At 51.2% G+C, this 14476-nt stretch carries 13 protein-coding genes; 5 read left to right on the forward strand and 8 right to left on the reverse strand.

Going from position 1 to position 14476, the window contains the following annotated elements; translation table 11 throughout:
- Positions 1 to 72: 72 nt before the first annotated feature.
- The 4 genes from accD to ACLPHM_RS06735 form a co-directional block, all read right to left on the reverse strand.
- Positions 73 to 948 (reverse strand): acetyl-CoA carboxylase, carboxyltransferase subunit beta, encoded by an 876-nt coding sequence (gene accD, locus ACLPHM_RS06720; RefSeq protein WP_430220471.1) that lies wholly within the window; start codon positions 946 to 948, stop codon positions 73 to 75.
- A 112-nt stretch (positions 949 to 1060) separates the two neighbouring features.
- The gene (gene trpA / locus ACLPHM_RS06725) at positions 1061 to 1879 is read right to left on the reverse strand and encodes a tryptophan synthase subunit alpha (RefSeq protein WP_430220472.1); all 819 of its coding nucleotides are present in this window, start codon (positions 1877 to 1879) and stop codon (positions 1061 to 1063) included.
- 16 nt (positions 1880 to 1895) lie between these two features.
- Positions 1896 to 3095: a tryptophan synthase subunit beta gene (gene trpB, locus ACLPHM_RS06730; protein ID WP_430220761.1), complete on the reverse strand. Its 1200-nt coding sequence runs from the start codon at positions 3093 to 3095 to the stop codon at positions 1896 to 1898.
- 86 nt (positions 3096 to 3181) lie between these two features.
- Entirely contained in the window at positions 3182 to 5428 is a 2247-nt protein-coding gene (locus ACLPHM_RS06735) for a RelA/SpoT family protein (RefSeq protein WP_430220473.1), read from the reverse strand.
- 110 nt (positions 5429 to 5538) lie between these two features.
- Here ACLPHM_RS06735 and ACLPHM_RS06740 point away from each other — a divergent pair, with 110 nt between their 5' ends.
- From ACLPHM_RS06740 to nth, 5 genes are all read left to right on the forward strand, one after another.
- Complete coding sequence (locus ACLPHM_RS06740) at positions 5539 to 6027, forward strand: flavodoxin family protein (protein ID WP_430220474.1); 489 nt, start codon at positions 5539 to 5541, stop codon at positions 6025 to 6027.
- Positions 6028 to 6268: 241 nt separating this feature from the next.
- Positions 6269 to 6592 carry a ferredoxin FdxA gene (gene fdxA / locus ACLPHM_RS06745; protein ID WP_430220475.1) on the forward strand — a complete coding sequence of 108 codons (324 nt, stop codon included), beginning with the start codon at positions 6269 to 6271 and terminating at the stop codon, positions 6590 to 6592.
- 207 nt (positions 6593 to 6799) lie between these two features.
- Positions 6800 to 8038 carry a polyhydroxyalkanoate depolymerase gene (locus ACLPHM_RS06750; RefSeq protein ID WP_430220476.1) on the forward strand — a complete coding sequence of 413 codons (1239 nt, stop codon included), beginning with the start codon at positions 6800 to 6802 and terminating at the stop codon, positions 8036 to 8038.
- 59 nt (positions 8039 to 8097) lie between these two features.
- Complete coding sequence (locus tag ACLPHM_RS06755) at positions 8098 to 8739, forward strand: RnfABCDGE type electron transport complex subunit B (protein ID WP_430220477.1); 642 nt, start codon at positions 8098 to 8100, stop codon at positions 8737 to 8739.
- Positions 8740 to 8746: 7 nt separating this feature from the next.
- Positions 8747 to 9388: an endonuclease III gene (gene nth, locus ACLPHM_RS06760; RefSeq protein WP_430220478.1), complete on the forward strand. Its 642-nt coding sequence runs from the start codon at positions 8747 to 8749 to the stop codon at positions 9386 to 9388.
- 115 nt (positions 9389 to 9503) lie between these two features.
- Here nth and ACLPHM_RS06765 read toward each other — a convergent pair whose 3' ends face one another.
- The 4 genes from ACLPHM_RS06765 to ACLPHM_RS06780 form a co-directional block, all read right to left on the reverse strand.
- Positions 9504 to 10277: an ABC transporter ATP-binding protein gene (locus ACLPHM_RS06765; RefSeq protein ID WP_430220479.1), complete on the reverse strand. Its 774-nt coding sequence runs from the start codon at positions 10275 to 10277 to the stop codon at positions 9504 to 9506.
- Complete coding sequence (locus tag ACLPHM_RS06770) at positions 10277 to 12121, reverse strand: branched-chain amino acid ABC transporter ATP-binding protein/permease (protein WP_430220480.1); 1845 nt, start codon at positions 12119 to 12121, stop codon at positions 10277 to 10279. The genes ACLPHM_RS06765 and ACLPHM_RS06770 overlap by 1 nt, the downstream gene beginning before the upstream one ends.
- Positions 12122 to 12126: 5 nt before the next feature.
- A complete protein-coding gene (locus ACLPHM_RS06775; protein ID WP_430220481.1) occupies positions 12127 to 13164 on the reverse strand; it encodes a branched-chain amino acid ABC transporter permease in 1038 nt (345 codons plus the stop codon).
- Positions 13165 to 13268: 104 nt separating this feature from the next.
- Positions 13269 to 14435, reverse strand: coding sequence for an ABC transporter substrate-binding protein (locus tag ACLPHM_RS06780; protein WP_430220482.1), 1167 nt, complete (start codon positions 14433 to 14435; stop codon positions 13269 to 13271).
- Between the last annotated feature and the right edge of the window lie 41 nt (positions 14436 to 14476).

Raw genomic sequence — 14476 nt, forward strand, 5'->3', positions numbered from 1 at the left:
GTATTCTTCACTTACTCAACCCTTTGGGTGTAGCAGAAGCTTAACGCCTCGCTACGGCATTCTTATCGGCGTTTAGGCCTTATGCACAGACTCGGCTGGTTGACGCATCAACAGCGCAACCAAACTAGCGATCTCGTTCTGCATCTCGCGTCTGTCTACAACCATATCGATAGCGCCTTTTTGCATCAAGAACTCAGCACGCTGGAAACCTTCAGGCAGTTTCTCACGCACAGTTTGCTCAATCACACGTGGACCAGCAAAGCCGATCAATGCATTAGGCTCAGCCATTACCACGTCGCCCATAAAGGCAAAACTGGCCGACACACCACCCATGGTTGGGTCGGTCAGAACGCTGATGAATGGCAAACCTGCTTCAGACAATTTGCACAACATGGCATTGGTTTTTGCCATCTGCATCAACGAGAACAAACTTTCTTGCATACGTGCACCGCCTGAGGCCGTCACACATACAAATGCAGAACGGGACTCAATAGCTGCCTGAACACCGCGCACGAAACGCTCACCCACTACAGACCCCATGGAACCAGCCATGAAATCAAAGTTAAATACTGCAGCGACGGCTGGCACGCCCAAAATCGTACCTTGCATAACTACCATGGCTTCGCTTTCGCCTGTATCACGGGTAGCTTGAGTAATACGATCGGGGTATTTTTTGGAATCGCGGAATTTCAGCGGGTCCATTGGACGGGTATTGGAACCGATTTCCACTCTACCGTCTGCATCCAGCAGTACGTCTATACGATCGCGTGCATTGATGCGCATATGGTGCGAGCACTTAGGACATACATGCGATGTGGCCTGCAAGTCTTCTTTGTACAGCACTACCTCACACGACGGGCATTTCACCCACAGCCCCTCGGGAACCCGACGGCTACTTTCGTTGTTACGATTAATGCGTGGAGGCAGAATTTTCTGGAGCCAACTCATGGTGTGATCCTGATAGTAGACGACGCCGCTCACGCCGCCAGCAAATTTTTAACAACATGCACGAATGCAAAAACACAAGTGCATGATTCTATACGGAGAAGCCCTTGTTACGCTAGTTCAATGCTTGTCGAACTTGCGCTAACCACTGTGATGCCGCCTGAATAGCCTGGTCATCACTGTTGTTTTGGGCGTAAGCCGCTTCCATGGTTTCAATCAGCTTACTGCCAATCACCACCGCGTCCGCACACTCCCCTACTCGCTTGGCGCTTTCGGCATCGCGTATACCAAAACCTACACCTACAGGAATATGCACGTGCTTGCGAATAACTTCTAGCTGACGTGCCACCGCATCGGTATCCAAACTACCCGAACCGGTCACACCTTTTAGAGAGACATAATACACATAACCCCGTGCTACCTTAGCGGTGCTTTGCATACGCGCTTCAGTAGACGTAGGGGCTAATAAGAAAATAGGATCCACACCCGCTTGGCTTAACATGCCAGCAAACTCTTGGCATTCTTCGGGTGGATAATCGACGGTCAATACACCATCCACCCCAGCTTCGCCAGCCGCTTGCGCAAAACGCTCTTGCCCCATGGCTTCTATAGGGTTGGCATAGCCCATCAAGACTATAGGCGTGGTGTTATCGTGTTGGCGGAACTCGCGCACCATATCCAGAACCATGCTCAAGCTTACGCCGCGCGCTACAGCACGTTCAGCAGCACGTTGGATAACGGGGCCATCGGCCATAGGATCCGAGAAAGGCACGCCCATCTCGATCACATCAGCACCTGCTTTTACCAGCGCATGCATCAATGGCACGGTAACCGTGACAGATGGATCACCCGCCGTGATATAAGGAATCAAGGCTGCGCGGTTTTCCAGCTTCGCAAAGCAATTGGCCAGTCGTATATTTTTTGTTTCTGACATAGTTAAATCCCGAACCTTACAGGGTGATACCGCTGAACTCAGCAACGGTATGCATATCTTTATCACCACGGCCGGACAAGCTGACCAAAATGATTTTGTCGGACGACAGTGTAGGCGCCATACGTGCGGCACATGCCAAAGCATGTGAGGACTCTAACGCAGGCATAATGCCTTCTACACGGCAGCAATGGTGAAAAGCCTGCAATGCTTCGTCATCGTTCACAATTTGATAAGCAGCACGACCACTATCTTTCAACCATGCATGCTCTGGCCCCACACCGGGGTAGTCCAAACCAGCCGAGATAGAGTGTGTTGCTTGAATTTGCCCGGCGGCATCTTGCAGCACATAAGTACGGTTACCGTGCAACACGCCCACTGTGCCAGCATTTAAGGACGCTGCGTGCTCTGGAGTATCAATACCACGCCCCCCGGCCTCTACACCGACTAGTTTCACATCGTCGTAGTTGATGTAAGGGTAGAAAATCCCCATGGCGTTAGAACCACCGCCCACTGCAGCCACCACGTAATCAGGCTGACGACCCGCATCTACTGGCATCTGCTCAATACACTCTTCGCCAATCACGCTTTGGAAATCACGAACCATCATGGGGTAAGGGTGTGGACCTGCCACAGTACCAATGATGTAGAACGTGTTTTCTACGTTGGTGACCCAATCGCGCATGGCTTCATTCAGCGCATCTTTAAGCGTACGGGAACCGGACTCTACAGGCACCACAGTTGCCCCTAGCAACTTCATGCGGTAAACGTTGGCAGCTTGTCGGCGTATATCTTCGCTACCCATGTACACCACACATTCCAAACCATAGCGAGCTGCAACCGTAGCAGTGGCAACGCCGTGCTGGCCTGCGCCCGTTTCGGCAATGATGCGGGTTTTACCCATACGCTTGGCCAACAAAATTTGACCAATACAGTTGTTTACCTTGTGTGCACCGGTGTGGTTCAAATCTTCGCGTTTAAACCAAATCTGTGCACCACCAAGCTCTTCCGACCATCGACGTGCGTGATACACCGGAGACGGACGCCCTACAAAGTGTTTAAGCTCGTAAGCAAACTCCCGTTGGAACTCGGGATCTTCTTTGTAACGGTCGTAGGCCTCGCGCAATTCATCCAGCGCATGTACCAATGTTTCAGAGACGAAAGAACCACCAAACTTGCCAAAATGGCCGGTGCTGTCAGGTAAGGTATACGATTTCAAGGGTTTACTCGCTTTTATCAGAACCACAGCAATACGAGCCTGCTCCAGACTCGTAGCCAAACAATTATTCTACCAGTACAACCGCACTATTGCCGCACCGCTTCTACGCCGGGAATCTCATTCAGGGCGGTTAGGGCACGTTGAATCTGCTCACCACTGTTTACTTCTACGGTAAAAACCATTTGGCTGAGCGATCGGCGGCTTTGTGTGTTCACACCCACTACGTTTAAACGCAAGCGAGCGAATACTTCGGACACATCTCTAAGCAGGTTAGGATTTTCTTGTGCCTGTATAAAGAGGTCAATGGGGTACAAGGCTTCGCCTGTTGCTCCCCAGGTCACATCTATCACGCGTTCGGGTTGCGTGGCTGACAGCCCTAAAAATGAATGGCAATCGCGTCTATGTATAGACACTCCACGCCCTCGAGTCACGAACCCCACGATCTCATCGGGCGGCGCTGGACGGCAGCAACGGGCTAACTGAGTGAGCAATGAGTCTACACCCACCACTAACACACCACTTTTACCGGTGCGCGTCACACTGGACGTCGCACTATTAAATACCCGCGATGAGTTGTCTTCTTGTACTGCCGCGTCAGAGGGCTGCTTAAAAGCCTGCTCTATCTGGCGCAGACTAAACTCATCTTTCGCAACCGCAACGTATAAGTCATCGGCTTGAGCAAAACCCAAACGTTGAGCCAATTGCTCTAAATTTGTGGCTGTCTTGCCCAACCGCTGCAATTCTTTTTCGACCATAGTCTGGCCTTGGCTCATGCGCTGCTGCAGTTCTACAGCATTAAACCAGGCCCTCACTTTGGCTCTAGAGCGGGGGCTAGCCAAGAAACCTAATTGAGCATTTAACCAATCACGCGAAGGCCCGCCTGATTTGGCTGCAATAATCTCTACCGTTTGCCCCGTTTGCAAACGCGTCAACAACGGCACCATCAGCCCATCAACCTTAGCGCCACGGCAACGGTGGCCCAAGTCTGTGTGCAAGTGATAAGCAAAATCGACGGGGGTCGCCCCCACCGGCAGCTCAATCACACGCGCTTGTGGTGTTAACACATAGACATGCTCAGCCTGCAGGCTTTCCGTTGCGGGTGCGGCCTCTGGCGCAGTTGTAGCACCATCGGCAGTGGGGGTGCTTTTATCCCAGGCCAGCAGTTGGCGCATCCACGCAATTTTCTGCTCATCTGCGGTCGCCGCAACTTTGCCACCAGCGGCACCCGCTTCTTTATAGCGCCAGTGTGCCGCCATCCCGTATTCGGCAAATTCGTGCATTTCTTGCGTACGAATCTGCACCTCAAAACAACGCCCCTGCGCGTCTGCCACAACGGTGTGCAGCGAACGGTAGCCATTAGGCTTAGGACGGGAAATGTAATCATCAAACTCTGCTGGTACCGGCGTCCACATCGCGTGAATCAATGCCAAGGCCGCATAGCAGCTACGCTCGTCCTCTACGATCACACGCAACGCGCGCAAATCAAATAGCTGATCAAAGTCCAGATGCTTATTACGCATCTTGTTCCAAATGCTGTAGATGTGTTTTGGTCTGCCATACACTTCGGCATCCACACCCTCAGCCTTGAGTGCTTCTGACAGTTGCTGCACCACATTTGTGATGAAAATCTCACGTTCTGTGCGTTTTTCTTCCAACTGTTTTGCTATTTGCTTATACACATCTGGCTTGAGAAAACGGAAGGCGAAATCCTCCATCTCCCATTTCACCTGCCAAATCCCTAACCTATTGGCTAAGGGGGTGTACAACTCCATCGTCTCTTTAGCAAAAGCCTCAGGACAGGGTGTTTTGCTAATGGCATACCAGCTTAGGGATTGCAACCTAGAGGCTAGACGCAGCAACACAATACGCAAGTCAACGGCCATCGCGAGCAACATGCGTCGTTTCATTTCTTTTTGATCGCTACCGGGCGCACCGATGTCGCCGGACTGCGCTGTCAACGTACCTAATCGGTATAAGGCGCGCGTGCCTTGCACGAGTTTGGCGACTTCAGGACCAAACTCACGTGATAGGGTTTCGGGACGAGTGTTGTTTTCGTTATCTTCTAGCTCAGGCATCACGGCTAGCAAAGCGCTGGCTCGCGTTACCGCATCTGAGCCTAGCCCGACCAACACCGTCACCATCATGGCCGCGTGGCTATCCAAAGGTTCGCCTGTACTGGCGATACGCCCTGGCAACACCTTGACCACCTTATCCCTCGCTGCAGTTACCAGTTTCTTACCGGCCTCATCCAAATCTGCCGTGCAGGATTCTAACCACACAGCATCAGATAATAGATCGTGAGTATCAGCAGAAGGGAGTAACGGGGAGTGCATAAAATGGGGCCAATGTTCAGAAGCACACTTAAGACCCATATACTAGCGTGGATACCGTTTCACCGCGAGACCCCCTGATGTTATATAGCCCTAAAAAAAAGACATTACTGATGGTCTGGCACTCTAGGACAGGCGCCAGTCAACAAGCCATGCAAGCCGCCTACGATGCTGCCCAACGCGCCCTACATGCGCTTGAAAGCACGGACCACGTTCAGGTACGCAGTGTGCCTGCGGCTGAAGCCACCACTGAAGACTTTCTACTCGCTGATGCCTACCTGTTTTGTGCTCCAGAGAATCTGGCTAGTCTAAGTGGCACAATGAAGGAATGCTTTGATAGGCTGTATTACCCATTACTAGAGCAACTTAATGGCCGCCCTTATACCGCAATCATTAGTGCAGGCACAGACGGGCAAAACGCTTTAAAGCAATTACAACGCATTTGTACTGGATGGCGATTAGAGCAAGCCTGTGACCCCATCATCGTTCTCATGAACGCCAGCAGCACTGACGAAATTTTGGCACCCAAACAATTAACGAGTGCGCAACTCGCTTCTGCTGAACACTGCGGAGAGAACCTAGCGGCCCTACTGTGCTTATAATGGCGGATGCTCTAGATCTTATGACCCAGAGCAAAGACATGCTTAGTCAGATACATTACGCTTGCAAGTAATTTATAGCTATGTACTTACTACCCATAATCTAGGTATGTTGCGCGGGGTTTTGCAGGCTTATTGCAAAATTTTCGTTAAAATCGATCCATTCACCTTATGACACCATAAAACAAGGCGCTTTTATCGCCCGGTGTCCAGTTTCGCTTTCTCTAGCCGGAGTCTCATTACCATGACCCACGTTGTCACCGAAAACTGTATCAAATGCAAATACACTGACTGTGTTGATGTCTGTCCGGTAGACTGTTTTCGTGAAGGTCCGAACTTCTTGGTAATTGATCCAGATGAGTGTATTGACTGCGCTGTCTGTATCCCAGAATGCCCAGCCAACGCTATTTTTGCAGAAGAAGACGTACCAGAGGATCAAGTAAGGTTTATTGCACTGAATGCCGAGCTCAGCCCCGAGTTTGGTATGATCAACCGCTCCAAGAAGCCTTTGGAGGACGCCGACGACTGGAATGGCGTTGAAGGCAAACTGGAGCATTTAGAGCGATAAACTGTTGTTTGAAAACAGCTTTTAAGCCCCTAAAAGAAGCCTATGGCTTCTTTTTTTTGCCTCTAATATTGCTGCAATGCAGCACAAGGATAATACTAAGTATCACAGCAGATAAGCTTCGCATACACTGGCAACTTATCGCCCAGCGGACCCGCCACAAGGTCCATAAAGTGCACAAGCGTTTTACCTCAATAAAAAAGAACATCTATGCTTTACGACCTACATGAATGGCAAAGGTCCATGCTGGCTCCACTGGTGAATCTCTCCAGTCAGGGCTCTGAGTTGTTTTCCAGCCCCTATAGCCCTTGGTCCTACACCCCTGTCTCGCGTCAAATTGCCGCAGGCTATGAATTACTTTATAGACTGGGCAAAGAGTATGAAAAGCCTCAATGGCAAATTCCCGAGGTTAAAGTAGGCAATAAGGTAGTTGCCGTCAGCGAAACCACCGTTTTGCGCCTACCTTTTTGCCAGTTGGTGCATTTTGAGCGCGAGGGCATTACCGAACCTGCACCTAAAATGCTAGTGGTCGCCCCCATGTCTGGCCACCACGCTACGCTATTACGCGATACCGTACGTACCCTACTGCGTGATCACGATGTGTACGTGACTGACTGGATAGACGCCCGTATGGTGCCGCTGTCTGCCGGCTCATTCCATTTGAATGACTATGTGCATTACGTACAGCACTTTTTGCACGAATTAGGTCCTGACACCCACGTCATCGCTGTGTGCCAACCTACGGTTCCGGTATTAGCCGCTGTATCGTTAATGGCAGCTGCCCGCGATGCTAGCCAACCTCGTAGCATGATCTTGATGGGCGGCCCTATTGACCCCCGTCAGTCTCCAACAGCGGTGAACTCGTTAGCGACTACCAAGCCATACTCATGGTTTGAGAACAACCTGATTCATCGCGTCCCGCCTCGTTACGCTGGTGTAGGCCGTAAGGTGTACCCAGGCTTCTTGCAACACACTGGGTTTATTTCCATGAACCCAGACCGACACATGATGTCGCACTACGAGTTCTATCAACACCTGCTTAAAGGTGACGATGAGGACGCCGAAGCACACCGTCGTTTCTATGATGAATACAATGCTGTCATGGATATGAGCGCCGAGTTCTATCTGGACACCATCAAAACCGTGTTCCAAGACTACGCCCTACCGCGTGGCCTATGGGAAGTCGATAACGTTGCTGTACAGCCAGAAAAAATCCAGAACCTGCACCTGCTTACCATTGAAGGTGAGTTAGACGACATCTCTGGCTTGGGACAAACTCGTGCGGCGCAAAAACTGTGCTCCGGCTTGAATGAAGCGCATAAGCAACACTACACTGTGAGTGGCGCAGGACATTACGGTATATTTTCCGGTCGTCGCTGGCGTAATCAGGTATATCCTAAAATACGTGACTTCGTAAAAGCCGCAGAGGCTCACGCCAAAAGCGTCTGACCCAATACTCCTTCTATGCCACACACTTCCAGGGGCCTAAGGGCCCCTGATTGATGTCTATGACCGATCAAATACTCACCCTTACTGAGCGTATTAATGCGCTGCTGCCACAAACCCAATGCACGCGCTGCGGCTACGATGCCTGTTTGCCTTATGCCGAAGCCATTGCCCAGAAAGGTGAAGCCATTAATCGCTGCCCTCCGGGTGGCGAATCAGGCATAGAACAGTTAGCCGCACTCACAGGCCAAGCTGTACAAGCGCTCAACCCAGAATGTGGCACCCATGAAGCACCTACGGTGGCATGGATTGATGAAAAACACTGCATAGGCTGTACGCTCTGTATACAGGCCTGTCCGGTGGATGCCATCCTGGGCGCAAACAAACGCATGCACACCGTCATTAGCGACCGCTGCACCGGCTGTGACCTGTGTTTAGCCCCCTGTCCGGTAGATTGCATCACGATGCTGCCCGCCAACCGTGAGTGGACGTCCGAACTCGCCTCTCAAGCCAAACAACACTACGAAACCCGTAGTAGACGCCTGCAACACAAACACGATGAGTCTGGCTCTATGGCTAGCCGTCTGTTGGCCAACAAACCCAAGGTCGCACTGGAAGCGGACGACCCTGAGCGTCGCAAAGCCAGTATTGCTCAAGCCTTGGCACAAGCACGAGCACGCCGCGCCCAACAACCTACTTCGTGAGTGCTGCATGAATAACGCTATTCGTACTGAGATTTTCACGCGCTTACAAGCAGCTAACCCTCACCCCACTACAGAGCTGGAATACGAAAGCACGTTTCAGCTGTTGATTGCGGTGATCCTATCTGCTCAAGCAACCGATGTATCAGTAAATATTGCTACGCGACGCTTCTTCCCCACGCACGGTACGCCTGCAGGTATTTTAGAGCTGGGTGAAGAAGGCTTAATGGACAAGATCAAAACCATTGGCCTCTTTAGAACCAAAGCCAAGAACGTAATCCGTACCTGTGAGATCTTGCTGGAAAAATACCAAGGCGAGGTTCCAGCAGACCGAGACAGCTTAGAAGCCTTACCCGGCGTAGGTAGAAAAACAGCCAACGTAGTGTTAAATACCGCCTTTGGCTTTCCCACCATTGCTGTAGACACCCATATTTTCCGTGTTAGCAATCGTACTGGTATAGCCAAAGGCAAAAACGTAGTAGAAGTGGAACAGCGTTTAGAGCGATTGATTCCTAAACAGTTTTTGCTAGATGCCCATCACTGGTTGATTTTGCATGGCCGCTATATTTGTGTGGCCCGCAAACCCAAATGCCCGCAGTGCGGTATTTCGGATTTGTGCGAGTTTAAAGAGAAGACATCAATTGGGAAGTAAAGGCTGCAAACCCTTCTATTGCCACCGAAAGACTACTGTCTCGCAACAACGACCAAAGTAAAAACCCTCCATTTTAGTGGAGGGTTTTTACGTTTACACAGCTATCACAAGCTGCTTACTGCTCTTGCTTATCCTGCCCTAAGCCCAAGTAGCTTTCGATGATACGAGAATCATCGCTAAGCTCTCGTGCAGGCCCTTGCATGATCAGCTCAGACGTTTCCAGCACATAGCCATAATCAGCCACCTGCAGCGCCGCACGGGCATTTTGTTCCACCAACAAGATGGATACCCCTGTAGAACGCAAACGGCTAATGATCTTGAAAATTTCTCGCACCACGCGTGGCGCTAAACCCAAGCTAGGCTCATCCAGCATCAAGACTGTAGGACGCGCCATCAGTGCACGGCCTACGGCCAGCATTTGACGCTCGCCACCCGATAGCGTACCTGCTTGCTGTGTACGGCGCTCTTTCAAGCGTGGAAACAGTTCATAGACCTCGTCCATGATGCCGCGCCAGTTGGCCACTTTCTGTCGGTGCAGCCTAAACCCACCCAACAATAAGTTATCTTCCACGGACATACTGCCAAACAGCTCTCGGCGCTCTGGCACCAACGACAGCCCTTCAGCCACACGGCGCTCTACGCTCCATGCTGAAATGTCTTTGTTCTGCAGCAATACATTACCTGTGCTACGGCCATTGGTAGGCAACGCCCCCATGATGGCATTCAGCATGGTGGACTTACCCGCACCATTAGCGCCGATCACGGTCACAATGCTGCCTTTTTCTAGCTGTATAGACGCATTATTCAGTGCGCCTACTTTGCCATAGCGTGCTGATAAGCCTTGTACTTCCAACAACACGGGAGCTTTATCTTGATTCAGTGTGGTCATTACGCACCCTCTACTTCTGGCTGGGTTTCATCCACGTCTAGATCTTCATCCAGACCGCCCAAGTATGCTTGCAGCACCGCAGGGTTTTGCTGCACTTCTTGTGGGGTACCTTCCGCAATACGTGTACCAAAATCCATGACCACAAGATGATCTGTTAAGCGCATCACGAAATCCATGTCGTGCTCAACTAGCAAGATACTCATGCCCTCATCACGCAATTGCGACAACACACGAGCTAGCTCTTGTTTTTCCAAGTAGCGTAGACCTGCCGCTGGCTCATCCAACAAGAGCAACACTGGGTCGGCCGCTAACGCCCGAGCAATTTCCAGAATACGCTGTTGACCCAACGCCAAGTTACCGGCCTCTTCGTACAGGTAGTCACCCAAGCCCACACGAATCAACTGCTTTTTCGCATCGTGCAATAGCTCTGCTTCACTGCGTCTATCCCAGTGCAGCAAGGCTGACAAAATACCCACACGACGGCGCAGGTGAGCGCCCAGTGCTACGTTTTCTAGAACGGTCATGTCAGGGATCAACTGTACGTGTTGAAACGTTCTGGCCATACCCAGTCTAGCAATGTCTCTAGCACGCAGTTTTTCGATGGCTTTGCCCGCAAAACGTACCTCACCACCGCTCAATGGCAGCACACCACTGATCAAGTTAAAGGTGGTACTTTTACCCGCACCGTTAGGACCAATCAGCCCCATGATTTCGCCCGCTTTGAGCGTAAAGCTAATATCGTTTACCGCCACCAAGCCGCCAAACTGTTTGCGCGCTTTATCCACTTCCAGCACCAAGGAACCACGTTCTGGCTTGGCGCGTTGCGGCAAAGGCTCGGCCTGACGTTGTAAGGCCTGCTGCACATCAGCAACCACCTGCGCTTTGTTACGTGTACCCGTAATACGTTGCCATGCGGCGGACAGGTACGGCCAAAGACCGCCTGTAGCGTACTGCAACACAAAGATCATCAAGACACCAAACACGATCAACTCGAAGTTGGTATCCATGGCAAAGAACTTAGGCAACCAGTTCTGAATCTGATCTTTAAGCGTCAAAATCACGGTGGAGCCCAACACGGCCCCCCACACGCTACCCGCACCACCCACCACAGCCATAAACAGATATTCAATGCTGTAGTTCAAGCCGAAAGGACTAGGGCTCACGGCACGTTGGAAGTGCGCATACAACCAACCCGAGATACATGCCAACACAGCCGCATAGACAAAGATGATGGTTTTGTACGCAGGCATATTCACGCCAAAGGACTCCGCCATGTGTTTACCATGACGCAACGCGCGAATTGCACGACCCGGGCGGGAATACAGCAGGTTATGTGTGAGCCACAATGCCAACAGCAAGATTACCCAGATCAGATAGTAGATATGCCTATCTGCCCCTAAGCTCATACCGAACAGGCTCAACGGTTGAATACCGGAAATCCCGTCATGCTGGCCTAAGAAGCTCAGGTTACCGAACAAGTAGTACAACGAGAGTGACCAAGCGATAGTGCCTAAAGGCAGGTAGTGGCCCGACAAACGCAGCGTGATCATACCGATCAGTGCAGAGAACACCAAAGTCAGCGCGATGGCTACCCACAAGCTCACCCATGGTGACAAGCCCAAACGGGTAGTCATGTACGCCGTGGTATAAGCACCAATCCCCACGAAGGCAGCTTGACCAAAAGAGGTCAACCCACCCACACCTGTTAACAACAACAGACCCAGCACAACCAAACTGCTTAGGCCTATGTAATTCATTTGCGTGACCCAGAATGGTGGCACGGCTCCGATCAGCGGGAATACGGCCAACAACAGCACCACGACAGCTAATAACACTCTATTCATGATGCTTAATCCTCATCCTCTACACCACTTGAACTAAAGGAACGCCACAACAGCACGGGGATAATCAGGGTGAACACGATCACTTCTTTGTAGGCACTCGCCCAGAATGAAGCAAACGCTTCTAACACACCAACAAAAATCGCACCGATGGCTGTCAGAGGATAGCTTCCCAAGCCCCCAACAATAGCGGCTACAAAGCCTTTTAGACCGATCAAGAAACCAGTGTCGTAATAAATGGTGGTCACAGGCGCGATTAACATACCCGAGAACGCACCAATCGCTGCAGCCAAACCAAAACTCAAGCGTCCAGCCATGATGGTACTAATACCCACCAAACGCGCACCACGACGGTTCACGGCGGTAGCTCGCAGCGCACGACCATACAACGTACGGCCGAAGAAAATCCATAGTCCGGTAATCAATACCGCACATGACAACAACACAAAGATAGTTTGTGCCGACCAGCTCATATCGCCTAGCATCACTTGGCCATCGAGGAACGACGGTGTACGCCACCCTTCTGCACCAAAGAACACCAGACCTAGCCCTGTCAACGCAAAATGCACGGCCACCGATGTGATCAACAGCACCAACACGCTAGACTCGGACAAACGCTGATACACCAAGCGGTGCAACATAGGCCCTAAAGGCACCACAATAGCCAAGGAGTACAACACAGACAACCACAGCGGAATAGTGCCGCCCACCATGTAGGGGCTCAACAAATACAGCGCAACCGGTAACACCAGTGTCCACGCTATAGTGCGCCAAAAACCTTCAAAGGCTTTATTACGTACAGCACTAAACAGCTCTAGCAAAAACACCAGTACGCCGGCTATCAAGAGCAGCTTCAGCGTGCCAGGCTCCCGCCCATTAATAATGAAGGCCAGCGTTAAGGCCCCGTAGGTGACGAACTCGCCCTGTGGAATAAAAATAACGCGAGTGACGGTAAAGACCAGAACCAGCGCCAACCCCAGCAATGCGTAAATCGCACCGTTAAGCAGCCCGTCCTGCAATAAAATCAGAACTATCGTGCTGTCCATAGCCTTACACCATTAGTACAGGAATTTTCAATCATAACTACACCAAAACGGCAGGAGCATACGCCCCTGCCGTTAGTTCAGAAGCCTAAAAATCTGTATTTTTATTACAGATCAGGCTGGTAAGTCCATTTGCCATCAACCACTTTCACCATGACGCGAGCACGCTCATCCAAACCGGAGTGATCGGTTTCTGTCATGTTGAAAACGCCCTGAGAGGCGGACAAGTCTGTCACCGCTTCGATTGCATCACGCAATGCTTGGCGGAACTCTACTGTACCGGGCTTAGCACCGCTTTCCAGCGCAACAGGAATAGCAGCTACTACCAATTGCCCTGCATCCCACATGTGACCACCAAAGGTGTTTGTGGTGCCTGCACCGTATTTACCTTCGTAAACGGTCTGATAGGCTTTAGCCGATACTTTGGCGGGGTGATCATCTGGCAATTGATCCACCACTAGCAGCGGGCCACTTGGCAAAATGATGCCTTCACAGTCACGACCACATACGCGCAATACGTCGTTATTTGCAGAGCCGTGTGTGTGGTAGATCTGGCCAGTAAAGCCACGGTTTTTCAACTCACGCTGAGGCAGCGCTACTGGAGTACCCGCAGCACCAATCAGCACCGCATCAGGCTTGCTTGCCAGCAGTTTCAGGATTTGGCCTGTCACACTGGTGTCGTTGCGGTTGTAACGCTCAGCAGATACCACGGAAATGCCTTTGGCTTCAGCTGCTTTACGCATTACATCTAACCAACCATCGCCGTAAGCATCGTTAAAACCAATAAAGCCCAAGGTTTTAACACCTTGTTTTTCCATGGTCGCAGCCAAACCTTCAGCCATCAACAAGTCGTTTTGTGGTGTTTTAAATACCCACTTACGCGCGCCTTCCATAGGTTCAATGATGCTAGCGTTAGCCGCCACACTGATCATCGGCACTTGGTTTTCTGCCACCACGTCAATCATGGCCAACGAACCTGGAGTGGCTGACGTACCCAGCACCACATCCACGTTATCTTCCGTTACCAATTTACGGGTATTACGTACTGCTTGCGTAGTGTCAGTGGCATCATCCAGCACCACGTACACAACTTTCTCACCTGCTACTTCAGTAGGCAACAAGCTCACGGTATCGCGCTCAGGAATACCCAGCGATGCTGCTGGACCTGTAGAAGATACAGTAACGCCCACCTTAACTTGAGCCGAAGCAGCCAAAGGAAATGCCAGGGCAATCGCCCCTGCCACCATTGCACGACGCAAAACTCTATACGACATCTCAGCCCCCTTTGCGTGACTAAATTAGACGGAATTGTTAT

This window comes from Paenalcaligenes sp. Me131 (genome assembly GCF_050487225.1).
Classification (GTDB): domain Bacteria; phylum Pseudomonadota; class Gammaproteobacteria; order Burkholderiales; family Burkholderiaceae_B; genus Paenalcaligenes.